Annotated in this window: 21 protein-coding genes; 13 read left to right on the top strand and 8 right to left on the bottom strand. The window is 71.1% G+C overall.

From position 1 onward, the window contains the following. The first annotated feature begins 8 nt into the window (after nucleotides 1–8). The 3 genes from ACZ7L1_RS11460 to ACZ7L1_RS11470 all read left to right on the top strand — a co-directional run bounded on the left by ACZ7L1_RS11460 (nucleotide 9) and on the right by ACZ7L1_RS11470 (nucleotide 2,401). Nucleotides 9–1,250, top strand: a complete 1,242-nt coding sequence (locus ACZ7L1_RS11460; protein WP_471436210.1) for a glycosyltransferase family 4 protein — start codon at nucleotides 9–11, stop codon at nucleotides 1,248–1,250. A gap of 144 nt (nucleotides 1,251–1,394) precedes the next feature. Next, the gene (locus tag ACZ7L1_RS11465; protein ID WP_471436212.1) at nucleotides 1,395–2,222 is read left to right on the top strand and encodes a Scr1 family TA system antitoxin-like transcriptional regulator; all 828 of its coding nucleotides are present in this window, start codon (nucleotides 1,395–1,397) and stop codon (nucleotides 2,220–2,222) included. Next, nucleotides 2,219–2,401, top strand: coding sequence for a DUF397 domain-containing protein (locus ACZ7L1_RS11470; protein WP_471436213.1), 183 nt, complete (start codon nucleotides 2,219–2,221; stop codon nucleotides 2,399–2,401). The genes ACZ7L1_RS11465 and ACZ7L1_RS11470 overlap by 4 nt, the downstream gene beginning before the upstream one ends. Here the strand turns inward: ACZ7L1_RS11470 and ACZ7L1_RS11475 are convergent. Then, nucleotides 2,346–3,578, bottom strand: coding sequence for an MFS transporter (locus ACZ7L1_RS11475; protein WP_471436215.1), 1,233 nt, complete (start codon nucleotides 3,576–3,578; stop codon nucleotides 2,346–2,348). The two genes, ACZ7L1_RS11470 and ACZ7L1_RS11475, sit on opposite strands and share 56 nt — an antisense overlap. Before the next feature lie 88 nt (nucleotides 3,579–3,666). Here ACZ7L1_RS11475 and ACZ7L1_RS11480 point away from each other — a divergent pair, with 88 nt between their 5' ends. Beyond that, nucleotides 3,667–4,635, top strand: coding sequence for an ArsR/SmtB family transcription factor (locus tag ACZ7L1_RS11480; protein ID WP_471436217.1), 969 nt, complete (start codon nucleotides 3,667–3,669; stop codon nucleotides 4,633–4,635). Between the two features lie 45 nt (nucleotides 4,636–4,680). Further along, nucleotides 4,681–5,193: a glutathione peroxidase gene (locus ACZ7L1_RS11485; RefSeq protein ID WP_471436218.1), complete on the top strand. Its 513-nt coding sequence runs from the start codon at nucleotides 4,681–4,683 to the stop codon at nucleotides 5,191–5,193. A 116-nt stretch (nucleotides 5,194–5,309) separates the two neighbouring features. Here the strand turns inward: ACZ7L1_RS11485 and ACZ7L1_RS11490 are convergent, their stop codons facing one another. Both ACZ7L1_RS11490 and ACZ7L1_RS11495 read right to left on the bottom strand, forming a co-directional pair. Further along, nucleotides 5,310–7,283: an MFS transporter gene (locus tag ACZ7L1_RS11490; RefSeq protein WP_471436220.1), complete on the bottom strand. Its 1,974-nt coding sequence runs from the start codon at nucleotides 7,281–7,283 to the stop codon at nucleotides 5,310–5,312. Between the two features lie 190 nt (nucleotides 7,284–7,473). Then, nucleotides 7,474–9,876: a D-alanyl-D-alanine carboxypeptidase gene (locus tag ACZ7L1_RS11495; protein WP_471436221.1), complete on the bottom strand. Its 2,403-nt coding sequence runs from the start codon at nucleotides 9,874–9,876 to the stop codon at nucleotides 7,474–7,476. 228 nt (nucleotides 9,877–10,104) lie between these two features. Between ACZ7L1_RS11495 and ACZ7L1_RS11500 the strand changes: the two genes are divergently transcribed. The 3 genes from ACZ7L1_RS11500 (at nucleotide 10,105) to ACZ7L1_RS11510 (ending at nucleotide 12,472) form a co-directional block, all read left to right on the top strand. Next, entirely contained in the window at nucleotides 10,105–10,839 is a 735-nt protein-coding gene (locus ACZ7L1_RS11500) for a GOLPH3/VPS74 family protein (RefSeq protein WP_471436223.1), read from the top strand. A gap of 361 nt (nucleotides 10,840–11,200) precedes the next feature. Beyond that, nucleotides 11,201–12,058 carry a helix-turn-helix domain-containing protein gene (locus tag ACZ7L1_RS11505; protein WP_389000238.1) on the top strand — a complete coding sequence of 286 codons (858 nt, stop codon included), beginning with the start codon at nucleotides 11,201–11,203 and terminating at the stop codon, nucleotides 12,056–12,058. 225 nt (nucleotides 12,059–12,283) lie between these two features. Then, nucleotides 12,284–12,472 (top strand): DUF397 domain-containing protein, encoded by a 189-nt coding sequence (locus ACZ7L1_RS11510; RefSeq protein ID WP_200420833.1) that lies wholly within the window; start codon nucleotides 12,284–12,286, stop codon nucleotides 12,470–12,472. Nucleotides 12,473–12,580: 108 nt separating this feature from the next. Here the strand turns inward: ACZ7L1_RS11510 and ACZ7L1_RS11515 are convergent, their stop codons facing one another. Beyond that, the gene (locus ACZ7L1_RS11515) at nucleotides 12,581–13,438 is read right to left on the bottom strand and encodes a hypothetical protein (RefSeq protein ID WP_471436224.1); all 858 of its coding nucleotides are present in this window, start codon (nucleotides 13,436–13,438) and stop codon (nucleotides 12,581–12,583) included. Between the two features lie 89 nt (nucleotides 13,439–13,527). Between ACZ7L1_RS11515 and ACZ7L1_RS11520 the strand changes: the two genes are divergently transcribed. Then, on the top strand, nucleotides 13,528–14,313 hold the full coding sequence (locus ACZ7L1_RS11520; RefSeq protein ID WP_471436226.1) for an SDR family oxidoreductase: 786 nt from the start codon (nucleotides 13,528–13,530) through the stop codon (nucleotides 14,311–14,313). A 190-nt stretch (nucleotides 14,314–14,503) separates the two neighbouring features. Further along, nucleotides 14,504–16,054: a sodium:solute symporter family protein gene (locus ACZ7L1_RS11525; RefSeq protein WP_471436228.1), complete on the top strand. Its 1,551-nt coding sequence runs from the start codon at nucleotides 14,504–14,506 to the stop codon at nucleotides 16,052–16,054. 68 nt (nucleotides 16,055–16,122) lie between these two features. Here the strand turns inward: ACZ7L1_RS11525 and ACZ7L1_RS11530 are convergent, their stop codons facing one another. Continuing rightward, complete coding sequence (locus ACZ7L1_RS11530; protein WP_471436230.1) at nucleotides 16,123–17,238, bottom strand: ADP-ribosylglycohydrolase family protein; 1,116 nt, start codon at nucleotides 17,236–17,238, stop codon at nucleotides 16,123–16,125. A 160-nt stretch (nucleotides 17,239–17,398) separates the two neighbouring features. On the opposite strand from ACZ7L1_RS11530, the gene ACZ7L1_RS11535 reads away from it, so the two are divergent. Continuing rightward, nucleotides 17,399–17,911: a DUF2165 domain-containing protein gene (locus ACZ7L1_RS11535; protein ID WP_471436231.1), complete on the top strand. Its 513-nt coding sequence runs from the start codon at nucleotides 17,399–17,401 to the stop codon at nucleotides 17,909–17,911. A 43-nt stretch (nucleotides 17,912–17,954) separates the two neighbouring features. On the opposite strand, the gene ACZ7L1_RS11540 is transcribed toward ACZ7L1_RS11535, so the two are convergent. Further along, on the bottom strand, nucleotides 17,955–20,543 hold the full coding sequence (locus ACZ7L1_RS11540; RefSeq protein WP_471436233.1) for a bifunctional FO biosynthesis protein CofGH: 2,589 nt from the start codon (nucleotides 20,541–20,543) through the stop codon (nucleotides 17,955–17,957). A 224-nt stretch (nucleotides 20,544–20,767) separates the two neighbouring features. Here ACZ7L1_RS11540 and ACZ7L1_RS11545 point away from each other — a divergent pair, with 224 nt between their 5' ends. Together ACZ7L1_RS11545 and ACZ7L1_RS11550 are read left to right on the top strand one after the other, a co-directional pair. Further along, a complete protein-coding gene (locus tag ACZ7L1_RS11545; RefSeq protein ID WP_471436235.1) occupies nucleotides 20,768–22,306 on the top strand; it encodes a CehA/McbA family metallohydrolase in 1,539 nt (512 codons plus the stop codon). Between the two features lie 7 nt (nucleotides 22,307–22,313). Then, the gene (locus ACZ7L1_RS11550; protein ID WP_471436237.1) at nucleotides 22,314–22,457 is read left to right on the top strand and encodes a hypothetical protein; all 144 of its coding nucleotides are present in this window, start codon (nucleotides 22,314–22,316) and stop codon (nucleotides 22,455–22,457) included. A 6-nt stretch (nucleotides 22,458–22,463) separates the two neighbouring features. Here ACZ7L1_RS11550 and ACZ7L1_RS11555 read toward each other — a convergent pair whose 3' ends face one another. Both ACZ7L1_RS11555 and ACZ7L1_RS11560 read right to left on the bottom strand, forming a co-directional pair. Then, on the bottom strand, nucleotides 22,464–23,915 hold the full coding sequence (locus ACZ7L1_RS11555; RefSeq protein ID WP_471436238.1) for an aldehyde dehydrogenase family protein: 1,452 nt from the start codon (nucleotides 23,913–23,915) through the stop codon (nucleotides 22,464–22,466). Beyond that, entirely contained in the window at nucleotides 23,912–25,642 is a 1,731-nt protein-coding gene (locus ACZ7L1_RS11560) for an N-acyl-D-amino-acid deacylase family protein (protein WP_471436239.1), read from the bottom strand. The genes ACZ7L1_RS11555 and ACZ7L1_RS11560 overlap by 4 nt, the downstream gene beginning before the upstream one ends. Nucleotides 25,643–25,649: the final 7 nt, after the last annotated feature.

The raw sequence follows: 25,649 nt of genomic DNA on the forward strand, positions 1-25,649 counted from the left end.
AGGCCCACGTGCGCATCCTGCAGCTCTCCGACTTCTACCGTCCCACCATCGGCGGCCTGGAACGCCACGTGGAGACGCTGTCCAGGGAAATGGTCCGACTGGGCCACGACGTCACGGTCGCCACGCTCCGGATCGGTGACCGGCCCGAGGCGGAATGGATCGACGGCGTGCGAGTGATCCGCCTCGGCAGCTGGACCGGCCGGGCCACCGCCCTGTACGCGGACGCATCCCGGCCGTTTCACCCGACCGCGCCCGACCCAGGGGCGTTGGCGGCACTGCGCCGGATCGTCCGTGACATACGTCCCGACATCGTGCACAGCCACAGTTGGCTGCAGTACTCCTACTTCCCGCTGTACTCCCCGGCGGCCGACGCTCCAGGGCACGTCGTCACGCTGCACGACTACGGGCTGGGATGCGCGAAGAAGACCAACCAGTACAACTCGCGTCGCTGCAGTGGGCCTTCCCTGGCCAAGTGCCTGGGCTGCGCCGGCCGCGACTACGGGCTGCTCAAGGGCGTCGCGCTGGCTGCCGGACTCAGGGCCAGCCGCCCGCTGCACAGCAGAGCCGACGCCTATCTCGCGGTCAGTTCGGCGGTGGCACAGGCCGCCCGCCCGGCACTCCCGGCAGACACCGAGGTCGAGGTGGTCCCAAGTATGGTGCCCGACGGAATGGCCGAACTCGCCGTCCGCACGGCCCGCCCGGACTTCCTTCCGAAGGACGACGGGTACCTGCTCTTCGTGGGCGCACTCGGGCCGCACAAAGGCCTCGACATCCTGCTGGACGCCCACCGGCGGCTGAAGCACCGGGTCCCGCTCGTGCTGATCGGCACGCCCCGGGCGGACACGCCGCCGATCCTGGACGACGACGTCGTCGTCGCCCGTGACATTCCCTCCGCCCAGGTGATGTCGGCATGGCGGCACTGTGCCGTGGCGGTCGTGCCGTCCGCCTGGGACGAACCCATGGGCCAGGTCGCCGTGGAGGCGATGCTCGCCGGACGACCCGTGGTCGCCTCCGACGCCGGGGGGCTGCGTGATGTCGTCCAGGACCAGGTCACCGGCTTGCTCGTGCCTCCCCGTGACCCCGGCGCCCTGGCCGCGGCCATCGACTCCCTGCTCGCCGATCCGGCACGTCGCCGCCGGATGGGCGATGCCGGCCGGCAACGAGCGCGGCGTTTCACCGTCGGAGTCGTCGCTCCACAGGTGCTCGAGGTCTTCGACCGCGTTCTGACAGCACGACGAGCAGTCCTTTGACGACCGACGTCCTGCGCGCCCCCTCCGTACCCCCGTACCACCGGTGACGTCCCGGCGTTCCCAGGACGGCAGTGACGCTTGGTGCCCACCATGGGCCTGCGGGGGCCTGGCGAACCTAGGTGAGGGCAGGGGGAGTTCTGCAGCATGGGCATCGATGGCAACCGCCGCAGGAAGAACGCCTCCGCCATGAAGATGGTCGGGGGGCTCCTCGGCACGTTCCGGAAGGCGGTCGGCCACACCCAACGGTCCCTCGCCCATGAGGTCCTCGTGGATGAGGAGACCATTGCTTCCATCGAGCAGGGTCGGCGCATGCTGAAGGAGGACCTGGCCCACACGTTGGACGACGTGCTGGACACCAAAGGCGCGCTGGCGGTCGCGGTGGCTCACATGCCCGAGGTGGATCTGTTTCCGCGGTGGGCGGAGGAGTTCATCGATCTCGAGCGCGAGGCGCTGGCCTTGTCGTGGTACGACAACCAGGTGTTGCCCGGGCTGCTGCAGACTCCCGCGTATGCCCGAGCGGTCTTCCTCAACGAGGTTCCCGCGCTCACCGAGGGTGAGATCGAGCAGCGGGTAGCGGCGCGCATCGAGCGACAGGAGATCCTCCAGCGACCGGTTCCGCCCAGCATCAGTTTTGTCATCTCCGAGTCCGTCCTGATGGATCGGCTCGGCGGAGACGAGGTCTACCGCGAGCAGGTGCGGCAACTGCGCAAGTGGATCGACCTGCCCGGTATCACGGTGCAAGTGATGCCCGTCGGGCGTGACTTCCATGCCGGGCTCGCCGGACCGTTCATCCTCATCGAGACACCCGACCATCAGCGCATCTCTTACGTCGAGGGGCAGCGCCGTGGCTGGTTGATCGCCGATCCTCACGAGGTCTCCGTCCTGGAGCGCAAGTATGCGATGCTGCGGACACAGGCACTCAACCCGCGTGAGACCAGGGACCTGTTGGACCGGCGACTAGGAGAGCCGTGAACACCGAACTTCAGTGGTTCAAGTCCAGCTACAGCAGCGAGCAGGGCGGCGCCTGCCTGGAGTTCGCCCCCACCCCCGACGCCATCCACATCCGCGACTCCAAGCACACCTCCGGCCCCACCCTCACCGTCCCCCGAGACTCCTGGGCCGGCTTCCTGGTTCTCGCTCGTCGAAGCTGACCTCGGCCTCAGGCACGGAAGGGCGCCGTCGGTGAGTCGCGGCCAGGGTCAGCGTCACCGTCAGGGACGCCCCCGCCATCATCGCCATCGCCCGCCCCGGTGACGTCAGTTGAGCCGCCGTTCCCGCCAGGGTCGCGCTCACCCCCTGCATGGTGAGCATGCCCGCCGAGTGCAGGCCGAGGGCGTGACCGCTCAGGTCCGGTGGGGTCAGCGCCATCAGGTGCTCCTGCTGGATCAGGCTCGCCGCGAAGCCGACCGACGCCAGGGCCGCACAGGCCGCCGCCACCGGCACCGAGGGGTGCAGGGCGAACAGCAGGTACGGGGTGGCGAGGACCAGCAGGAACGGGATGCCGAGGCGGCGGCGCAGCGCGGGCGGGAGCAGGCGGCCCGTCGTCACGTCACCGACGAACATGCCGAACGCCGCGCACGCGAACAGCGCGCCGGCGTGCTGCGGTGCGTAGGAGACGTAGAGCGATTCGCAGCCCACCACCAGGCCGTTGGGGATCCACATCAGGAGGTAGGTCGTGCGGCGCTCCGGTGACGACCACAGCAGCGCGTTGGTGCGCCAGGTCTGCGCGACGGAGGGGCGGCCCGAGCTGCGCGGCGCCCGGCGGGTCAGACCGAAGCGGGCCGTCGCGGCCGCCGCCAGGTACAGCGCGGACGCCGTCAGCAGCGTCGGGCGCGGGGACAGCACCGCCAGCAGGAGGCCACCCGTCGCGTAACCGGTGATCTGCATCAGGCCGTTCACGACGTTGAAGGCCGAACGGCCCAGGAGATAGCCGTCCTTGGAGAGGATCTCGTTGAGCAGGCCCCAGCGGACTCCGCCGCCGAGCGACTGGATCAGGCCGAGCAGGAGGATCAGCGCGAAGATCGCCCCCACCGGAAGGCCGGGCGTCGCCATCACCGCCGTGCCGACCGCGAAGGCGCTCGCGATGCCCGCCGTCGTCGCGCGCGGGGGCAGCCGGTCGGCCGCCGACAGCAGGGTCGTCGCGCCCACGACCTGGGCGAGTTGCGGGCCGAACATGCTCACCGCGGACAGCAGGGGCGAGTCGGTGGCTCGGTAGACCAACGTGCCGAGGGCCAGGCCGCCGAGCGTCGAGGCGGCCGTCTGGAGGGCGGTGGACAGGAACAGTGGGGCGAACTCGCGCGTGCGGAACAGGTCGGCGTAGCTGCGCATGCGTGGAGTGTGGGCAGGGAGTCCCGGGTGGTCGTTATTGTTTCGCGTACGTGCGAAACGTCCGCCGATCCCGAGTGTGAAGGCGCCCATGGGCCTCTGGTACGTCAGCGCCGACACCCTCGCCGGCAGCCGGTTCCTGCTCTCGCCGCTCGCCGAGGTGTTCGCCGCTCTGAAGCTGCTGCACGCCGGCACCGCCTCCCACCCCGGGGAACGGGCCTGGCTGGACGCCCACCTCCCCGCGTACCGGGCGCGGCTGGCCGGCGACCCCGTCACCGGGCTGCTCGTCCGCAGCGGGCTCGGCCCGGAGTGGATCGCCGACTTCCTCACGCCCACGCCCAGGGACGGGGAGACCTTCGAGGAGGGCGTGGAGCGGGTGCGCTCCGCCTCCCCCGCCGACGCCCGGGCCCACCTGACCGTGTCCCTGCGCGGACCGCTCCCCGCCGCCCTCGACCGTGACGACCTGCCCGAACGCGCGGCCGACCTGCTCACCCACGTGTGGATGCAGACCGTACGGCCGTACTGGGACCGGCGGCGGCGCGTCCTGGAGGCCGATGTCGTCGCCCGGACCGCGCAGCTGAGCCGGGGCGGCTGGGCGGCCGCGCTGGACACCCTGCGGCCGGGCCGGACCCGCTGGCTCGGCGGGAACCGGCTCCAGGTCAACCTCCACGAGTACCCGCCGCGCGAGATCACCGGCGCCCAGCTCGTCTTCGTCCCCGTCACCCCGCAGCGGGCCGGCTGGGTGTCCTGGGAGGAGCCCGACCGGTACGCCCTCGTCTACCCTGCCGCGGGCGTGCTGGCGGACGGGAGGCGCACGGTGGTGCCGGGGAGTCTCGGCGCGCTGCTCGGGCCCGCCCGGGCCCGCGTGCTCGTCTTGCTGGACTCCCCGATGAGCACCAGCCAGTTGGTCGCCGTGACCGGCCAGGGGCTCGGCTCGGTCGGGCGCCACCTCAAGGTGCTGCTGGACGGGCGGCTGGTGGAGCGGCGGCGTGCGGGACGGTCGGTGCTGTATTCGCGTACCGCCGCCGGTGAGGTGCTCGTCACAGCGCAGCGGGGGTGACGGGCGCGTCACCCGGTGGCGGGGCGACGGAGTTAGCATCCGGCCATGACGACTACTGACAACAGTGCGGGTGCCTCTGTCCTCGATGTCGGGATCGGTGCTCTGCAGGGCGGTTCCGCGGATCTGTCCCAGTACGCGGGCAAGGCCGTCCTCGTGGTGAACGTGGCCTCCAAGTGCGGGCTGACGCCGCAGTACGCGGGTCTGGAGCGGCTGCAGGAGCGGTACGCGCCGCTGGGCTTCACCGTGCTCGGGGTGCCCTGCAACCAGTTCCTCGGGCAGGAGCCCGGCAGCGCCGAGGAGATCGCGGAGTTCTGCTCGGCGACGTACGGCGTGACCTTCCCGATGACGGAGAAGATCGAGGTGAACGGGGAGGGACGGCACCCGCTGTACGAGCGCCTGGTCGGCCACGCGGATGCCGACGGGCACAGCGGGGACATCCGCTGGAACTTCGAGAAGTTCCTGATCGGGAAGGACGGCAAGGTCGTCGCCCGCTTCTCGCCGCAGACGGAGCCGGAGGCGGCCGAGGTCGTGGCGGCCATCGAGGAGCAGCTCGCGTAGGCCGGGGCCCGGAGTCCGGGGTTGACCCTGCCCCTGGGGCAGGGACGAGCGTCCTGCGTCACCGGGCGAACGGCGCCCGGTGACGCAGACACGCGCATCGGTCGGCGGGCTTCCCCTCAGTCGCCGGACGGCTGGGCGTCGCCCCTCAGCTCCTCCGGGCACGCGGTCCCCCGCGGCAGCTGATACGGCGCCGCCAGGCGGTAGGTGCCCGGGCGGGGGGCCAGGAGTTCTGTCCACTTGTCGCCCCAGATGTCCTCGGGGGCTTCCATCAGGCAGCCGTTGACGTTGTCGTACGTCTTCGGGGCGCCCCGGGCGCGGTGCTTGGAGGCATCCGTCTCCTGGGGCGGCTTCACGCCCTTGCCCTGGGTGTCGACCAGGCCCAGCCACGGGGAGTAGGGGACCCGGATGAGGACACGGCCCGCCTGCTTCACCTGGATCGTCAACTCGCCCTGTTCCGCGCGGTCGACCACCGCCGGTGGATCCGCCAGCGGGGTCGGGTCCGTCACCGCGAACAGTTGCCAGTTGGCGTCGCCCCAGATCTGCTTCAGGTACGGCATGCCGCGCTGCACGAGCTCACGTTCGCGTTCGCCGCCGTCGCCGTCCGGCTCGCCCTTCGGCAGCACCACGTAGTGCACGGCCCAGCGCTGCAGCCAGGCGTGGTAGTTCGCGGAGTTCAGCGTGTCGTCGTAGAAGAGCGGGTTGCGTTCCATGTCGGCCTGGCGGTTCCAGCCGCGGGCCAGGTTGACGTACGGCGCCAGCGCGGAGGCCTCGCGGTGCGAGCGCGCCGGGACCACCTCCACGCGGCCCTTCTCCGCGCCGACCACCTGGAGCTGGTGGACCAGCGGCGCCACCTCGTGCGCCCAGGACGCCGCCGGAGTGGTGTGGATGATGTCGTCCACCGTCTTGACACCGATCCAGACGACGAAGCCGGTGAGCGCCACCACGAGGGCGTACCACTTCCGGCTGCGCGGCACCGTGAACGGCAGCGCCGCGACCAGCGCCACTCCCGCGAACAGCATCGCCAGGCGCGTGATGTTGGAACCGATCTGGGAGCTGATCAACCAGACGAGCAGGACGGACAGCGCGTACACCGCCGACGTGATCCGTACCGTCCTCCACTCCTTCGGCACCACGACCCGGATCAGGACCGCGAAGAGGAAGGGCAGGATCGTCGACGCCCAGGTCATCGGTTGCGTGCCCGAGAACGGGAACAGCCACGCGGACAGGGCCACGACGGCCGCGGGGGCCAGGCCCAGCGCCCACGCACCGGGTCGGCGCTTCTGCAGGAACAGCGCCACCGCGACCAGGCCCACGAACAGGCCCGCCACCGGGGACGACATCGTGGCCAGCGCGGCCAGCGACGCCGCGGACAGCGCCTTGGCCCAGCGTTTGTGACGCCAGCGGTACGGCCAGCAGAACACGGCCGCGGTCGCGCCCAGCGCGAACACCGTGCCGAGGCCGAATGTGACGCGGCCCGAGATGGCGTTGCAGAGGAGTCCGAACACCCCGGCGAGGGCCGGCCACCACGGCTCGCGGACGGCACGGCTGCGGATGAGGATCAGCGTCAGCAGGCCGGCCGAGGCCGTCCCGGCGATCATCATCGTCGTACGGACGCCGAGGACCGACATCAGATACGGCGACACGACGCTGTACGACACCGGGTGCATGCCCCCGTACCAGGCGAGGTTGTACGCCGAGTCGGGGTGCCGGCCGACGAACTCCGCCCACGCGTCCTGTGCGGCGAGGTCCCCGCCACTGTTCGCGAAGGTGAAGAACCAGATGAGGTGCAGCACTCCGGCGAAGGCCGTGACGGCGAGGCCGGGATGGCGACGGGCCAGGTCGGCCGCGCGTGAGGAGCGCAGCCGGGCGGCCACGGCGCTCAGGCGCGTGGCCTTCGCAGCGTCCTGGGCGGAGGGTTCGGAGCCGGTGGCCGGGGCCGCGGGAACCGCCGGGGCCGGGGCCTGGGGGGCCGGCCCGCCCGGGGACTCAGGGGTGGGCGCACGCAGCGGTATTCGCGGTCCGGGGGGTGACCCGTCCGGGTGACGTCGCCGGTCGGCGTCGTCGGCGTGTGTCGGCTCCGCTGTGGCCACCTGAAGGCACTCCCCGTGTCCTGTCTTCCGTTCTCGGCCGCGTCCCGTTCGCTCCCGCTTCACGGCCGCGTCTCCGCGACCGGCGACCTGTCCCGATTCGTGACGCTAGCACGCACCCCGCCGAGGGGCCCCGGGGTGGGGCTCCGCGACGGGGTGCCGGTGGTGCCGCTGTGTGCCGGGTGCGCCCGGTTCAGCCGAGGCGGGTCAGTTTGTCCGTGAAGCCCGGCTCGGCCAGGTCCTTCTGGAGAGCCACCGGGACCGTCACCGCGTGACTGGAGCCATCGCCGACGGTGAGCCTGCCGACGACCTTCCCGGCCTTCGCCTCGTGCGGAACCGCCGTGCCGTCGGCACCGATCGACAGCTTCGTCCTCAGGCCCGGCCAGCCGACCGCCGTCAGGTTCTCGGTGGCGACCACCGGCGTCTTCCCGCCGAGCTGGTCGTCCACGTACCCGACGACCTCGCCCTTCTTCACCACGGTGGCCGTGGTCAGGCTCTGCTGGACGGTGTCGATCAGTTTCTGGCTGTTGGTCAGCGCGAGTTGCAGGCTGTCCCAGACGCGGCCGGTGCGGGCGTCCTGGTTGAGGACGGCGCCGTAGATCGTCCGCGTCCTGCCGTCGACCACCTTCGTCGCCGCCCACACCAGGTTGCCGCCGGCCGGGGTCGACGACCCCGTCTTCAGGCCGATCACCCCGACCTGCCTCACCAGCAGGTCGTTGTTGTTGTATATCGGCTTGTCCAGGCCGGGGATGTCGGCCTTGGCCATCGCGACGATGCTGCGGAACACCTCGTTCTGCATGACCGCCTTCGCCAGCTTCAGCTGGTCGACGGCCGTGCTCACGGTCGTCTTGTCCAGGCCGCTCGGGTCCGTGTACGTCGTGTGGGTCATGCCCAGCTTCTTCGCGGCGGCGTTCATCTTGCCGACGAAGGTCTGGTTGTCGGAGTCCCAGCGGGCCAGCAGCCGCGCGACGTTGTTCCCCGACGGAATCATCAGCATCTGCAGCATCTGCCGCTCGGTGAACTTCTGGCCCTTCTTCATGGCCGCCGTCGACTCGTCCTCCTTCTTCGAGTCATCCTCGGCCTGTTGGTCGGCGGTAATGGTCGGACCGCCCTGGTTGCCCGTGAGCGGGTGCGTCTGGAGCGTGACGTACGCCGTCATGATCTTGGCGACGCTCGCTATCGGCTTCGGGCTCTGCCGGCCCTCGGCCCCGATCACGCCCACCCCCTCGACCTCTATGGCCGACTGGCCCTGGCCCGGCCAGGGCAGGTCGAGCTTCCCGCCCTTGAAGGTGTACGTTTCGTCGGCCGTCAGTGCGAGGGTCGGGGTCGGCAGCGGGCGGACAGCCTGCACGATCGCAAAGATGATCACCAGCAGAACGACCAGCGGCGACCAGATCTTGATGCGCCGCAGGACGGTGCGGACCGGGGTCTCCGGGGGCGGCGGGGTGTTCGTCAGCTCCGCGAGCAGATCCAGCGGCGGCTTGGGCGGGATCGGCTGCTGGGCGGTGCGCTCGGGGCCGACCTGGGGCATGGCGGCGGTCGCGTCGGCGGGACCCGCGGCGGGCTTGGGCTCCGTGGACGTCGGCTGCTTGGGCGCGGGCTCGTCCAGCGACTTCAACGGGACGAACTTGCTGGTGCGTTCGGCTTCGGATTCGGACTTGTCTGACTTGGCCGACTTGTCCACCCAGGAGGGGCCGGACTTGGCAGCGGGCTTCGCGTCGCCCACCTTGAGCATGGTGGTGGGCTGGTCTACGGCGGGCGGCCGTACCGCCTTGAAGACGGCGGTGGGCTGGTCTACGGGGCGTTCGGGGCCCTTCCCGTCATCGGAGTCGGAATCGGAGTCGGAGCCATCCGCTCCTGCCGACTCCACCTCTCCTTCCCCTTTGCCCTTTTCTTCCGCGTTTTCGTCGTCTTGCTTATTTTCCTGCTTCGGCTGCTTTTCTTCGGACTTGGGGGAGTCTTCGGGCTCGTTCTCGGCTTCGGAGGTCGCAGGCTCGGCGCCGTCGGTGTCGTCGCCGTCGGTGTCGTCGGCGTCGCCCTCTTCGGCGGTGTCCTCGGCCTCCGGCTCCGCTTCGGAGGCGTCGGCGTCGGAAGACCCGCCCGCCGGCACCTCCGGCACCTCCGGCTCCTCCGGCGATTCGTCCTCGGGCTCCACCTCGGCGCTCTCCTCGGCCCCGCCCTCCGGCTCCTCCGGCGACCCCTCCTCGGACTCCGCCTCAGCCTTCCCCTCGGCCTCGTCCTCCTCGGCGCTCCGCACCCAAGAAGCCAGCGCCGCACGCTCCCGCGCCTCGCTGTCGGCCCCACCAACACCCGAGTCCGCCGCGCCCGCGGGACTCGTGCCCTCCTCGGCCTCCTCGGCCTCCTCGGCCTCCTCGGCCTCCTCGGCCGCCTCAACAGCCGTACCGGCGGAGCCGCCACGCAGCGACTTGGTCGAGAGCACCGTCGTGGCCTGGTCGACCCGCACCTTCTCGCCGGTCAGCGAGAGCCTCGGGTCACGTCCGGCCTTGGCCGGTCCCGGAACCGGAGCCCCGCTCCCCGACGTCGTCTCCGCCGACGACCCCTGCTGCCTCGACCTGTCGGGGGACTCGCCCGCCACCGATGCCTCCTCCGTGCGCCGCGCACCCGCGTACGCGCCTTGCCCAACCGTGAACCGCCGCCCGGACACCGCTGCCCGAACCATGTACCAGTGTCCTGTGTGAGGGATTGACCCCTGCGCTAGACGAGAACGACATACCTACTGGTTCCACTACATTCCGGTCACGCACCCTCGACAGACCAATGTGAGAGGGGTCACCCTGTCTCTCATCCACGCGGGGAGGCATGGATGGGCAGGAGCCGCAGAACACTTCCGGAGGAGCTTCTGCTGCTGGCACTGGACCCGACCACGGGTACCACTGCACAGCCGCAGTCGCTCGACCTCGGTCTGGCCGGAGCACAGCTAGTGGAGCTGGCGCTGGCCGGACGGATAGCCCCAGACGGGGATCGTATCGCCGTGGTGGTACCACGGCCGACTGGAGATCCAACTTTGGACAGCGCATTGGAGTTGCTGCGCAGGCGCGGCGCTCCCGTGCGGGCCGTCCACTGGATCGGCGGGCCGCGTCTCGGGCTCCGCCAGATCTATCTCTCGCATCTGGAGCGGTGCGGCATGGTCCACGCCGTGCCGGGCCAGATGTGCGGAGTGCTGCCGACGACTCGCTACCAGGCGACGGACACGGCCATCAGCCGGGAGATCAGGTCCCGGCTGGATTCCGCGATCCGTACCGGCGTTCCGCCGGACCCGCGGACCGCGGCGCTCGCCGCACTGGCCCACGCGGTCGGTCTCGGCAAGCACCTGTATCCGGGCAACGAGGGCCGCTCGTCCCGTTCCCGGCTGCGGGATCTGATCAGGCACGACCCCATGGGCGGCCTCGTGGCGCACGCCGTGATGGACGTCCAGAACGGCGTGGGCGCACAGCCGCGACGCAACCCGGCCGCCGGCGCCAGGTCCGCGGCGGAACCCGCCCGCGGTGTTCCGATGCAGCCACGCCACGGATCCATGGCGCGCGTCGTGGCCCACTGAGCCGGGGCCCCACGGCTCAGCAGCACCGGCACGCCCCTGCCGAACCGGCAAAATCGGTACGGCAGGACAGCGGGACCGCACGATGAGGCACCCGCGAGCAGTCCCGAGACCCGTTCGGGAGCCGCCCGGCCGCGCGGGGTGGTAAGACCGTACGTCCTTCGTGACGACACGGCCTCACCGCCCCGCGCGGCCGCATGCGTACGCACCCGTGCCGTAACGGGCCCGCTTCGGGGCAAGAGCCACCCAAGTGGCGCGCGATCGGCGCATATCTGTGGTTTCCCAGCGGTAGGAAGCACCTTGGTGGCAATCTGCTCAGCAGCAGATACGCAAAGTAGAGGCACGCAGCCGGAGGTGCACGTCCGTGGCGTCGAATGTCAATCCCACCGTCCGGCGACGTCGGCTGGGCCAGGAGCTGCGCCGGCTCCGGGAACTGAAGGGCATGACCGCCGAAGAGGTGGCCGAGCGGCTGCTGGTGTCACAGTCGAAGATCAGCCGCCTCGAGAACGGCCGCCGCAGCATCAGCCCGCGTGACGTCCGGGACCTGTGCGGAGTCTACGAGGTCGAGGACCAGCGTGTCGTCGAATCGCTGATGGAGATGGCCCGTGACTCCCGCCAGCAGGGCTGGTGGCACGCGTTCGGGGACATTCCCTACAGCGTCTACATCGGCCTGGAGACCGACGCGGAGTCGCTGCGCGTCTACGAGCCGCAGATCATCACCGGCCTGCTGCAGACCCGTTCGTACGCCGAGGCGCTCATCCAGGGCGCGCTGCCCGAGACCTCGCCGGCCGACATCGAGAAGCGCGTCCAGGTACGGATGCGCCGCCAGGAACGTATCTCCGCGGAGAACAACCCGCTTCGCCTGTGGGTGGTGCTCGACGAGGCGGCGCTGAGCCGGCGCGTGGGCAACAACCTCGTCATGCGGGAGCAGTTGGAGCACCTCGTGGAGATGTCCCGGCTGCCGCACGTCACCGTGCAGGTGCTGCCGTTCGAGGTGGGGGCGCATCCCGGCCTCAACGGCCAGTACGCGATCCTGGAGTTCGCCGACGCGGCCGACTCCAGTGTGGTGTACCTCGAGGGCGTCACCAGCGACCTGTACCTGGAGAAGGCGCAGGACGTGCAGAAGTACGCCGTGATGTACGAGCACCTGCGGGCGCAGGCCCTCAACGTGGAGCAGTCCCGCAAGTTCATCGAGGACGCGGCCAAGAGCTACGCCTCCTGAGCTGCCGGTCCAGCGAGTGGCGGATCTTACACCCGTGGATAATCCGGGCGTGAACTCCACTGGAATATGCCACCCGGTCGAGTGAACGGCTCGTCCGGACAGGGATGTTGCCGAGTAGCGTCGATCACGCCACCAGTCAACAAGTTGGCGCGATTCGCATTGCGGAATCCGTGAGGGGCCCGCGGCGCGGTCACAGCAACTCAGCAACTCGCTACCGGAGTGAACATGGCTGTTCTTCAGGGGGCCACGGCAACGTGGACCAAGTCGTCGTACTCGGCCGGAAACGGCGCCTGCGTCGAGGTCAAGTCGCCCCTTCCGTCGGCGCTGTTCGTGCGCGACTCGAAGGTCACCGAGGGGCCCGTCCTGGCCTTTCCCGCCGACGCCTGGAACACGTTCGTGGCGTCGATCAAGTAGTGCCGAGCGGCCCCACCACGCCCACGACAGAGCCCTCTCGACTGGCCCGCCGTCCCGGCCGAGGGGGCTGCTTTTCTTGGCGGCTCGGCTCGCCTCCGTTCAGAGGATTCAGCGGAGCCGGTCCACGTACCGGTCCGTCCCCGGCACCGTGGGAATGAACGGGGCCACCAACTCCACCCTGCCCAGCCCCCTTTCCGTGACCGCCCCGTCCAGTCCCGTGAAGTGTTCCTCCCAGCACTCCCGGGGATCCTCCTCCAGGAACCACAGCAGGGTCAGGCGCGTGTCCACGCCCTCCACCTGCTTGACATAGGTCATTCGGTCGCCCGGCAGCGGGGTCGGGCGGAAGACGGTCACCATGGCCGCCGGGGAGCCCGCAAGGCGCCGCGGCAGATGCCGGGCGCGCAACCACATCAGCAGGCCGGCGCGCCGCTCGGGACCGTCCGCGTCGACCACCTGCAGGACCAGGCCCGCGTACGGGTGGTCCAGTGCGTGAACGTCGCGCGGTCCGGCCGCGCCGTCCCGGTACACCGTCGCCTCATGGTCCTGGAAGGCCGTGAAGACGTGGGTGCGGTCCTGGTAGACGCGTGCGTCACGGTTGAGACGCTTGTTGATGGCGACCGTCCAGCGCATATGGTCGTCGTAGCGGCCGTCCGTGATCCAGTACGTCGACAGATAGCAGCCCGCCGTCACCGGCTGCGCGATGGCCGACTTCTCGGGCCGGCGCAGGAGTTGAAGGTCGCGGGTGGCGACCCAGCGGCGGCCGGCGAACATCCACGGCATGGCCATGGCGCCGGCGTAGTAGTGGTCGTCCTCGTACCAGCGGTTGTACGCGTACTCGTGCCCCGGGTGCGGTTCCACCATGGTGATCAGCGCATGGCCCGGGCGGACGCCGTAGGGCCCCACCGCGGCCAGCTCGGCGTACACCTCGCTGCGCGTGCCCTCGCCGCCCTCACCGTGCTCGCCCATACCCCTTCCCCTTTCCCCTTCCGTCCTCGCCCGGTCGCCCATACTCTGACGCCCCGTCAGGTAATCCGCCATAGACCGGGAGGCGCCCGATGTCGCTGCTCCAGGGCAGGACCGTCGTCGTGTCGGGGGTCGGTGCCGGGCTCGGTCACCAGGTCGCCGCGGCCGTCGTGCGCGACGGCGGCAACGCCGTGCTCGGGGCGCGTACCCAGGCGCACCTCGCCAAGGCCGCCGCCGCGCTCGATCCGGACGGCGCGCACACGGCGTACCGGGCGGCCGACATCACCGACGAGGCGCAGTGCGAGGCACTCGCGGCGCTGGCGGTGGAGCGGTTCGGGAGGATCGACGCGGTGGTCCACGTCGCCGCCTGGGACAGCCACTTCGGCGGCCTTGAGGACGCGGATTTCGCCACCTGGCAGTCGGTCATCGACGTGAACCTGCTCGGGACGCTGCGGATGACGCGGGCGTGCCTGCCGAGCCTGAGGACGGGCGGCGGCTCGGTCGTCTTCATCGGCACACAGTCGTCGGTGGCCGCGCCCTCCCAGGTGCGGCAGGCGGCGTACGCGGCGTCGAAGGGAGCACTGACCAGCGCGATGTACTCGCTGGCACGGGAGCTCGGCCCGCACCGGATCCGGGTCAACACGGTCCTGCCCGGTTGGATGTGGGGTCCGCCCGTCGAGGCGTACGTGCGCTTCACCGCCCGCGCCGAGGGCGTACCGGAGGCGGAGGTGAGAAGGCGCCTCACCGACCGCATGGCGCTGCCCGACCTGGCCACGGACGGCGACGTGGCGGACGCCGCGGTGTTCCTGGCCTCCGACCGGGCGCGCGCGATCACGGGCCAGTCCCTGCTGGTGAACGCGGGTGAGCTGATGCGATGACCCGCGGCTTCGGGCAGCACCCTGAACGGACATGTACGCACCCGGCCGGAAATAGCCTTCGACAGCCATGTACATGAACGACTCTCAACCAACAGAACGATTTTACCTTCCCTTGACGAGTATGCCGGTTGTCGTGCTCATGCGCCGGAACCCACCATGAGCGGGCAGTTCGGCAGGGAGGGAGGGGCACATGAACGGATTCGACTGGGCCGTCCTGGTCGCGTACTTCGGCGTGATGACCGCGATCGGCGTCTGGTCCCACAAACGCGTGGACGACGTCAGCGACTTCTTCACCGCGGGCGGCAGGATGCCGTGGTGGCTGTCCGGCATCTCGCACCACATGTCCGGCTACAGCGCGGTGATGTTCACCGGATACGCCGGCATCGCCTACACCTACGGCATCACCTCCTACGTCACCTGGGCCCTGCCCATCGCCGTCGGCGTGCTGATCGGCGCCAAGCTGTTCGCGCCGCGTCTGAACCGGCTGCGCTCACGGCTGCGCGTGGCCTCGCCGCTGGAGTATCTGAAGGACCGCTACAACGTGCCCACGCAGCAGGCGCTGGCCTGGTCCGGCATCCTGCTGAAGATCGTGGACGTGGGCGCGAAGTGGGCGGCGATCGCCACGCTGCTGAGCGTCTTCACCGGGGTCACGATCACCCAGGGCATCATCATCACCGGTGGCATCACGGCGGTGTACTGCACGATCGGCGGTCTGTGGGCGGACGCGCTGACCGAACTGGGCCAGTTCGTGATCCAGTTGCTGGCGGGTCTGGCCATGCTCGTCATCGCGCTGCACAAGATCTCCGAGCAGGGCGGTCTGTCCAAGGCGCTGGACTCGCCGAAGCTGGACGGTCACGGGCACGGGTTCGCGGGCCCCTACATGACGGTCTTCTTCATCTCCTACCTGTTCATCAAGCTGTTCGAGTACAACGGCGGCATGTGGAACCAGGCCCAGCGCTACATGGCGACGGGCAGCGCGAAGCAGGCGACCAGGTCCGCCCTGCTGTCGGCGGGCCTGTGGTTCGTCTGGCCCGCCGTCCTCTTCATCCCGATGTGGCTCTCCCCGCTCCTGGTCACCGCGAAGAAGCCGGACGGTTCGGACGCGTACGGCCTGATGACCGAACAGCTGCTGCCGCACGGACTGCTGGGCCTGGTCGTCGTGGGCTTCTTCTCGCACACGATGGCCATGTGCTCCTCCGACGCGAACGCGATCGCGGCCGTGTTCACGCGGGACGTGGTGCCGGTGCTGTCGAAGGCGGCGCGCTCGTGGAACACGCGGACGGGCCTGATCGCGGGCCGTGTCACGACGGTCGCGTTCCTCGGTCTGTCGATGGCGGTGGCGACGCAGGTCAACTCGCCCACCTTCAAGGACATCATCACGGTCGTCATCAAATGGGTGGCCGGCCTGATGGGCCCGATCGCGATCCCGTTCATCCTCGGCCTGCTGCGCCCGTTCCGTAAGTCGGGCCCGACGGCGGCGCTCGTCAGCTGGGGCGCGGGGCTGCTGGCCTTCTTCTTCGTCAACTACAACCTGGACTTCTCCCAGCGCACGGACGTGAAGCTGGAGTACCAGGTGGCGGTGCCGATGGTGATCTCGCTGGTGCTGTACATCCTGCTCGGCCTGGTGAAGCCGGAGGACACACCCGAGCGGGACGCGATCATCGAGAAGATCAACACCGACGACGACGGGGCGACGGTGACGGTGCCGACTCCGGGTACTGCCAGCCCGTCCGGGGTCTGAACACCAGGACGCCGCCCGACGGGACTCCGGGGGCGGAGCCCCTGGGCGGCGGCCAGGGCGACAGCGCCCTAGGCCCGGGGGTAGCGCTCCAGCCACCCCGGCGCGGACCCCGTCGGGCTGTGCAGCGCGGCGCCCTGCGTCATCTCCATCGCGAAGTCGTCCGCCAGGACCAGCATCGTGGGACGGCCCTCCAGCTCGGCCAGCCAGGCCGGCGGGAGGGCCGTCTCGCCGTGCAGCGCCCCCAGCAGGCCACCGGTCAGGGCCCCCGCGGCCCCTGAGGGACCCCCCTGGTTCACGGCGAGGCACAGCGCGTGCCGGACGTCCTCCCCCACCACCGTGCAGTAGACGGCGACCGCCAGCGCCCCGGCCGCCGTACCGTCCCCGGCCAGCTCCTCGATCCGGTCGGGCGTCGGCATGCCCTGCCGTACCGCGCCCAGCGCGTGCTGCAAGGCGTCCGCCACCTGCTGCTGCCCCGGCCGCGGGGCGAGCAGCGCCAGGGCCCGCTGCACGCCCGCGTCGGGACTCTCCCCGCGTGCCAGCGCGTGCAGGATCACGGCGTACGCGCCCGCCGCAAGGTACGCCGTGGGGTGCCCGTGCGTCTGCGCCGCACACTCGATCGCCAGTTGCAGCACGAGAGGCGGTTCCCACCCGACGAGCAGCCCGAACGGCGCGGAGCGCACCGCGGCTTCGGGTCCCTGGTCGCCCGGATTCTTCGGCGCGTCCAGCGTGCCCATCGTGTCGTCGCCGAGGCCGAGCAGACAGGCCCGGGCCGGCGAGCGCCGGGCGTACAGCCACTCCTCGCGGGCCAGCCAGCCGTCCTCCTTGCGCCGCTCGTCGGGTCCCCAGTCCCGCTGGGTGGCCGACCAGCGCAGATACGCCCGGTGCAGATCGGTCGGCGGATGCCAGGCGCCCGTGTCCCGGCGGACCTGGGCGCGGATGAGCCCGTCCACGGAGAACAGGGTGAGCTGCGTGTGGTGCGTGATCGCGCCACGCCGGCCGTGCCCGAACGCCAGGTCCGTCAGCCCCTGCGGCCCGTGGGCCTGCCGGATCTCCTCCAGGGTGAGCCCGTCGACCGGCGCCCCCAGGGCGTCGGCGACGGCCACACCGAGCAGCGTGCCGCGCACCCGACTGCGGAAGTCCTGCTGCTCGGTGCGCCCCCAGACCGCACCGGCTGTCGCACCCACCCCAGGGCCTCCTCACGGCACCACACGCACCTCAGACGCGCAGCACTGTAATCGAGCGGGAGCGCCCGGCTCAGGGCTGCGGAACGTCATGCACACCACACTTCCGTGACCGCCCGAAAATCCCCTGTGAGCGGCCGAAAGCCGTCTCCATAGTTGGATCATGGCCGAAACAACGAGAAGCCCCCACACCCGGTCCGCGCTCCCCCTCGCCGCGACCCTCCTCACCGGCACGGTCGCCCTCTACATCGCGCTCGTCGCGTTCGGGAACATGACCGACTTCGGCACCAACCAGCAGTTCGTCCGGCACGTCCTCGCGATGGACACCACCTTCAAGGACGACGACCTGATGTGGCGCGCCATCACCTCGCACGCCTGGGAGGACGCCGCGTACCTGGCGATCATCGTCTGGGAGACGGCCGCCGCCCTGGTCCTGATCGCCGCGACCTACCTGTGGGCCCACCACCACCCGCGCGCCCGGTGGTTCTCGGACATCGGCCTGCTGATGCTCCTGCTGCTCTTCGGCGCCGGGTTCGTCGCGATAGGCGGCGAGTGGTTCGCGATGTGGCAGTCCAAGACCTGGAACGGCCTGGACGCGGCCGTCCGGGTCATCGTCCTGACCGGGGTGGTGCTGCTGGTGACGCACCTGCCGGGGGCGACTCGGGACGAAGGCTGAGCGGTCGTCGGCGGGGCCCCCGGCACGTGACGTGCCGGGGCGCTCAGTTCTCCAGCACCGGCAGCAACTCCGGCAGATGCCCGTCCGATGCCGCCGCCGCCCGCTGCCGCTCCTCCGGGACCTCGTCGTAGACCGTGGTGCGCGGCCTGGCCGGGCGGCCCGCCGCCTCCGCGACCGCCACCAGATCCCTGATCGACTTGTACGAGCCGTAGGAGGACCCCGCCATACGGGAGATCGTCTCCTCCATCAGGGTGCCGCCCAGGTCGTTCGCGCCGGAACGGAGCATCTCCGCCGCACCCTCTGTACCCAGTTTGACCCAGCTTGTCTGGATGTTGGGAATGTGCGGGTGGAGCAACAGACGTGCCATCGCCGTGACCGCGCGGTTGTCCCGCATCGTCGGGCCGGGACGGGAGATGCCGGCCAGGTACACCGGAGCGTTGGTGTGGATGAAGGGCAGGGTGACGAACTCGGTGAAGCCGCCCGTCCGCTGCTGGATGCCGGCGAGGGTGCGCAGATGGCCCAGCCAGTGGCGGGGCTGGTCGACGTGGCCGTACATCATCGTCGACGAGGAGCGGATGCCCAGTTCGTGCGCCGTCGTGACCACCTCGATCCAGGTCGCCGTCGGCAGCTTGCCCTTCGTCAGGACCCAGCGGACCTCGTCGTCCAGGATCTCCGCCGCCGTGCCGGGGATCGTGTCGAGGCCCGCCTCCTTCGCCGCCGTCAGCCACTCGCGGATCGACATGCCGGTGCGCGTCGCCCCGTTGACCACCTCCATCGGGGAGAAGGCGTGCACATGCATGCCGGGGACGCGGGACTTCACCGCCTTGGCGATCTCGAAGTACGCCGTCCCGGGCAGGTCCGGGTGGATGCCGCCCTGCATGCACACCTCGACCGCGCCCACGTCCCAGGCCTGCTGGGCGCGGTCCGCGACCTGCTCCAAGGAGAGCGTGTAGGCGTCCGCGTCCGTGCGGCGCTGCGCGAACGCGCAGAAACGGCAGCCGGTGTAGCAGACGTTCGTGAAGTTGATGTTCCGGGTGACGATGTACGTCACGTCGTCGCCGACCGCCGACTTGCGCACGTCGTCCGCGATGCGGGTGAGCGCGTCCAGCGCCGGGCCGTCCGCGTGCAACAGCGCCAGCGCCTCGTCGTCGGTGAGCCGCGTCGGGTCGTCGGCGGCCGTGCGCAGCGCCGCCCGTACGTCGGCGTCGATGCGCTGCGGTGTCATACCGGGCGCCGCCGCCTCCCGCAGCGCCTCCCAGTCGCCGTACACCTCGTCGAAGTCGTCCCGCCGGTCGCCCGTACGGCCGTCGCTGTCGATCGTGCGGTGCAGGTCCGTGCGTCCGGCCGCGACGAACACCTCCTCGGGCTCCTGCCAGGGGTGCCCCTCGACCACGGCGTCCTCACGCGCCAGGCCCGTCTCCGGGTCCGCCAGCGCCGCCACGTGGGGGCGCAGGCGCGGGTCCAGCCAGGGCTCCCCGCGCCGGACGAACTCCGGGTATACGCACAGACGTTCGCGCAGCGCGAAGCCCGCCGCCGCGGAACGCTCCCGCAGCCGCTCGATCTGCGGCCAGGGCCGCTCGGGGTTCACATGGTCGATGGTCAGCGGCGACACCCCGCCCCAGTCGTCGATGCCGGCGCCGATGAGCCGCTCGTACTCCCCGTCGACCAGGTTCGGCGGTGCCTGCAGACAGGCGGCGGGGCCCATGATGTGCCGGGCCACGGCCACCGCGGCGACCAGCTCGTCCAGTTCGGCGTCCGGCATCCCGCGCATCGCCGTGTCCGGCTTGGCGCGGAAGTTCTGGATGATCAGCTCCTGGATGCCGTGGTAGGCGCGGGACACCTTCCGCAGCGCGAACAGCGACTCGGCGCGCTCCTCGTACGTCTCGCCGATGCCGATGAGGAGGCCGGAGGTGAACGGGACGGAGGAGCGGCCGGCGTCCTCCAGCACCCGCAGGCGGAGGGCCGGTTCCTTGTCGGGGGAGCCGTGGTGCGGGCCGCCCGGCTCCGACCACAGCCGCCTCGCCGTCGTCTCCAGCATCATGCCCATCGACGGGGCGACGGGCTTGAGCCGCTGGAAGTCGGTCCAGGACATCACACCGGGGTTGAGGTGCGGCAGCAGACCCGTCTCCTCCAGGATCCGGATCGAGATGGCCCGTACGTAGGCGATCGTGTCGTCGTAGCCGTGCGCGTCCAGCCACTCGCGCGCCTCGGGCCAGCGGTCCTCCGGCTTGTCGCCGAGGGTGATCAGGGCTTCCTTGCAACCCAGGGCCGCGCCCTTGCGGGCGATGTCGAGGACCTCGTCCGGGGACATGAACATCCCGTGCCCGGCGCGGCGCAGCTTGCCCGGCACGGTGGCGAAGGTGCAGTAGTGGCACTTGTCGCGGCACAGGCGGGTCAGGGGGATGAAGACGCTCTTCGAGTAGGTGATGACGCCGGGACGGCCGGCGGCCTCGAGGCCCGCGTCGCGCACCCGGGCGGCGGACGCGGCCAGGTCCTGGAGATCCGCGCCGCGGGCCTGGAGCAGCACCGCGGCTTCGGCGACGTCGAGCGCGACACCGTCTCGGGCGCGTTTGAGGGCGCGACGCATGGAGTTCTCGGTGGGGCCGGTTCCGGAGGTCGCGGAAGTCGTCATCCCTCGAGCATACGTATGCGGTGATCAGGTCATACAGGGCGTACGTGCGTCGGAGGGCGGTTCTTCGCTCACAGGGCGTCACCGGTTGTCGTGGCCATCCACTGTTACGCCGCCACCTGGCTGCCGATCGGCTTCCCGTGCACCGCAGTTCACGGGCGAACACCACAGTGGTGCTGCGCCATCCCTGCACCACCCCTGTCATCGGACACGTCGGGAGCAGCAGCATGTGCGAGGACGACCACGGCAACGGCAACGGCAACGGCATGGGAAGACGCGCACTGTTCGTGACGGGTGCGGCCGCCGCGCTTACGTTGGGAACCGTGAGCTTCTCCGAGGGCCCCGCCGCCGAGGCGGCCGACAACCAGGAGACGAGGACGGTGCGCGGCACGCTGCCCACCGGCTGCCCCGACTTCGTGTACCTGCCCGTCGACGTCCCCGAGGGCGTCCGTGAGATCAGGGTCGCCTACACCTACGACAGGCCGTCCGTCCCGGCCGGCACCCAGGGCAACGCCCTGGACATCGGCATCTTCGACGAGCGCGGCACCGAGTTGGGCGGCAAGGGCTTCCGCGGCTGGTCCGGCGGCGCGCGCGGCGAGTTCTTCGTCCGCGCGGACGAAGCGACCCCCGGCTACATCCCGGGGCGCATCCGCCCCGGCACCTGGCACATCGCGCTGGGCCCGTACACGGTAGCGCCGCAGGGCCTGACGTACGAGGTCACCGTCACGCTCACCTACGGCGCGCAGAGCGAGACTCCGAAGCCCGTGTACCCGCCGTCCCGGGCGAAGGGCCGGGGCCGCGCCTGGTACCGCGGGGACTGCCATCTGCACTCCTGGTACTCCGACGGCCGCCGCACACCCGCCGAGATCGCGGCGCTGGCCCGGGCGGCCGGCCTGGACTTCATCAACAGCTCCGACCACAACACGCACTCCTCGCACGCCCACTGGGCCGACCAGGCGGGCGACGACCTGCTGATCATGACGGGCGAGGAGGTGACGACCCGCAACGGCCACGTGGTGGCGTTGGGCACCGACCCGGGCACGTTCATCGACTGGCGCTACCGGGCCCGCGACAACCGCTGGGCCCGCTTCGCCCAGCAGATCCGCCGCGCGGGCGGCCTGGTCGTCCCGGCCCATCCGCACGCCACCTGCGTCGGCTGCGGCTGGAAGTTCGGCTTCGGCGAGGCGGACGCGGTGGAGGTGTGGAACGGCCCCTACACCCCGGACGACGAGGTGACGCTCGCGGAGTGGGACAACACGCTCGTGGCGTCGGTCCGGGAGGGCCACGGCCGGTGGCTGCCCGCGATGGGCAACAGCGACGCGCACCGCGACCCGGACACGGTGGGCAGCCCGCAGACGGTGGTCCTCGCCGACGACCTGACCCGCGAGGCCGTCCAGGAGGGCCTCCGCGCGGGCCGCTCGTACGTCGCCGAGTCGAAGAACGTCTCCCTGACCTTCACCGCCTCGGGCGGCCGCGGCGAGCACGCGGGCATCGGCGAGCGGCTGCGGGTGGACCGCGACACCCCGGTCACGGTCCGCCTGGAGGTGCGGGGCGCACCGCGGTGCACGGTCCGCTTCGTCACCGACCAGGGCGTGCTGTTCACGAGCGACCCGCTGCCGGTGTCCGGCTCGGGCACGGCCGAATGGCGTACGACACCGGCCTACGCGGCCTACGTGCGGGCCGAGCTGCGGCACGAGGCGGCGGCGGGCCCGGTGCCGGGGGCGCTGGCCGCGTTCACCAACCCGATCTTCCTGGGCCGCTCATGACATCCCGGTGAGCACCCCGTCAGCGGGCACCATCGTGCTCGGCGAGTTCGGCACACTGTCCGAGCCCCGCTTCACCGAGGACCCCGGGCCGGTGGACGAGCGTGTCATGGAGGCGGTCGAGATCGGGCTCCGCGCCCTGTTCGACCTGTGACCGCCCTCACCCCGGCCACACGATCGCCTGCAGCTCGCTGTACGCGTGCAGGGCGTAGGAGCCCACGTCGCGGCCCACCCCGCTCTTCTTGAAGCCGCCGAACGGCGCCTCCATGTTGCGGCCGACGGTGTTCACACCGACGCCGCCCGCGCGCAGCCGGCGCGCCACGCGGAAGGCGCGGGCCACGTCGCCCGACCAGACGTAGTCGATCAGGCCGTAGTCGGAGGCGTTGGCCAGGTCGACGCCCTCCTCCTCCCCCTCGAAGGGCACCACCACGACCACCGGGCCGAAGATCTCCTCCCGGACCACCCGCATGTCCGGCGTGCAGTCCGCGAGGAGAACGGGCGCGACGTAGAAGCCGCGGTCGTGCGGAGGCCGTTCGCCGCCCGTGACCAGCCGCGCGCCCTCCTTGCGGCCCAGTTCGACGTAACGCTCCACACGGTCCCTGTGCGCCGCCGAGATCAGCGGGCCCACCACGGTGTCCCGCTCGCGCGGATCACCGACCTTCAAGTGGCGGGCGTACGCCGCCAGTCGGTCGACCAGCCGGTCGTACACGCCCCGTTCCGCGAGCACCCGCGTCGGTGCCGTGCAGATCTGGCCGCTGTAGAAGGAGAACGTGGTGCCGATTCCGGCCACCGCCGCGTCCAGGTCCGCGTCGTCGAAGACGAGCGCCGCGCCCTTGCCACCCAGCTCCATCAGCTGCCGCTTCATGGACCGGCCGCACGCCTCGGCGATGCGCTGCCCCACGGCCGTGGAGCCGGTGAAGCTCACCATGTCGACGTCCGGGCAGTCCACGACCGCCTCGCCCACCTCCGGGCGCGCGCCGCTGACCACGTTCACCACGCCCGGCGGCGCGCCCGCCTCCTGAAGTGCCTCCGCCATGCGGTACACCGACAGCGGGTCCTGCGGGGCCGGCTTCACGACCACCGTGTTGCCCATCGCGAGCGCGGGCGCGACCTTGCCGGCCGGGTTCGCCCACGGGTTGTTGTACGAGGTGACGCAGGCGACCACGCCGACCGGCCGGCGTACGGCCAGGGCGCCCATGACGGTCGCCGGGCCGAACGGCCCCGCCTCGTGGATCTGCGGCGGCAGCGGCTGCTCCACGGGCTCCACCCGCGCGTACCGCCGAAAACGCGCCACCGCGACCCCGACCTGCATCCCGCGCGCCGTCCCGGTCGTCGCGCCGCTCTCCGCCTGCGCCAGCTCGGCGTACGGCCCCAGGCGGCCCTGGATGAGGTCGGCCGCCCGCGCCAGCACCGCCGCCCGCTCCTCGGGCGGCGTCCGCGACCACGGCCCGAACGCCTCGCGGGCCGCGGCGCAGGCCGCCCGCGCCTGGTCCCGCGAGGCCTGCGGCGCCCACCCGACGATCCCCTCGGTCGCCGGGTCGGTCACCTGGTAGTGGCCGTCGTCCGGCTCCACCCAGGCGCCGCCGACGAACAGCCGCTGCCGCTCGGTCACGTGGTGCTCACCGTCCTGGTGTCCCGCCCCGAGCGCAGCACCTTCCCCGGTACGGCCCCGGTCACCACGTCGTCCCGGATCGCCTCGACGCCGTTGACCCGCACGGCCCGTATCCCGATCGCCCGCGAGTCCAGCCGCGGGCTGTCCCCCGGCAGGTCGTGCACCAGTGTGGCCTGCCCGGCGGCGATCCGCTCCGGGTCGAAGAGGACCAGGTCGGCATGGAAGCCCTCCCGCACCCGGCCGCGCTCCCGCAGCCCGAACAGCTGCGCGGGGTCGTCCGTCAGCATCTTCACGGCCTGCTCCAGCGGCACCAGCTTCCGGCCGCGCAGACAGTCCCCGAGGAACCGGGTGGTGTACGGCGCCCCGCACATCCGGTCCAGGTGCGCGCCCGCGTCGGAGCCGCCGAGCAGGACGTCCTCGTGCCGCCAGGTCTCGGCCCTCAGCGCCCAGGAGCCGGGGTCGTTGTCGGTGGGCATGGGCCACAGGACCGTGCGCAGCCCGTCGTTCGCGCAGATCTCGACCAGGCACGCGAAGGGGTCCTGGCCGCGCTCGGCCGCGATGTCCTTGACGACGCGCCCGGTCAGGCCCTCGTTGCGCGGGCTGTAGGTGTCGCCGATGACGTAGCGCCCGAAGTCGGTGAGACGGCGGAAGACGCCGGCCTCCTTGGAGCGGGCGCGGCGCAGCATCCCGTCCCGGACCTCGGGGTCGCGCAGCCTGGCGATCCGCTCGGGCACGGACAGGCCGAGGATCGGCCCCCAGCCGGGGATCAGGTTGAGGGCGCAGAAGGTGCCGAGGGACATGTTCATCGGCGTGAGGATGGGCATGGTGAGGGCCACCACCCGGCCGCCGGCCTTCCGGGCCCGCTCGCTCGCGGACAGCTGGCGCGGGACGCGTTCGGGGACGGCCGCGTCGATGGTGAGGACGTTCCAGTTCAGGGGCCGTCCGGCCGTCGCGCTCATCTCCACCAGGAGGTCGATCTCCGGGTCGCTGAACTGGTCCAGGCAGCCCGCGACGATCGCCTCGATCTGGGTTCCCTGGTGCTCGCCGACCGCCTGGGCGAGTGCCAGAAGCTCCGCCGGCCGTGCGTGCCGGGAGGCGACCGGCTTCCCGGCACCGTCGGAGTGGGTGGAGGACTGCGTGGTGGACAGCCCCCAGGCGCCCGCGTCCATGGCCTCGTGGAACAGCCGCAGCATGGCGTCCAAATGCTCGTCCGTCGGCTGCCCGCCGACCGCGTCCGGGCCCATCACGTACCGCCGCAGCGCGCAGTGCCCCGCCATGAAACCGGCGTTGACCGCGATCCGCCCTTCGAGGGCGTCCAGGTACTCCCCGAAGGAGTGCCAGCTCCAGGGCGCCCCCTCCTCCAGGGCGACCAGGGACATGCCCTCCACCTTCGACATCATGCGCCGGGTGTAGTCGGCGTCCTCGGGGCGCGCCGGGTTCAGCGGGGCGAGGGTGAAACCGCAGTTGCCGGCCGCGACCGTGGTGACACCGTGGTTCAGGGACGGGGTCGCGTACGGGTCCCAGAACAGCTGGGCGTCGTAGTGGGTGTGCGGGTCGACGAAGCCGGGGGCGAGGACGAGGCCGTGCGCGTCTTCGCTGGTGCGGGCATCCTCGGTGACCGTGCCGACGGTGGCGATGCGGCCGTCGCGGATGCCGACGTCCGCGGTGTACGCGGGGGCGCCCGTCCCGTCCACGACGGTCGCACCCTTGATGACGTGATCGAGCATCCGCCGC

The sequence above is a fragment of the Streptomyces sp. NPDC107546 genome (assembly GCF_055639175.1).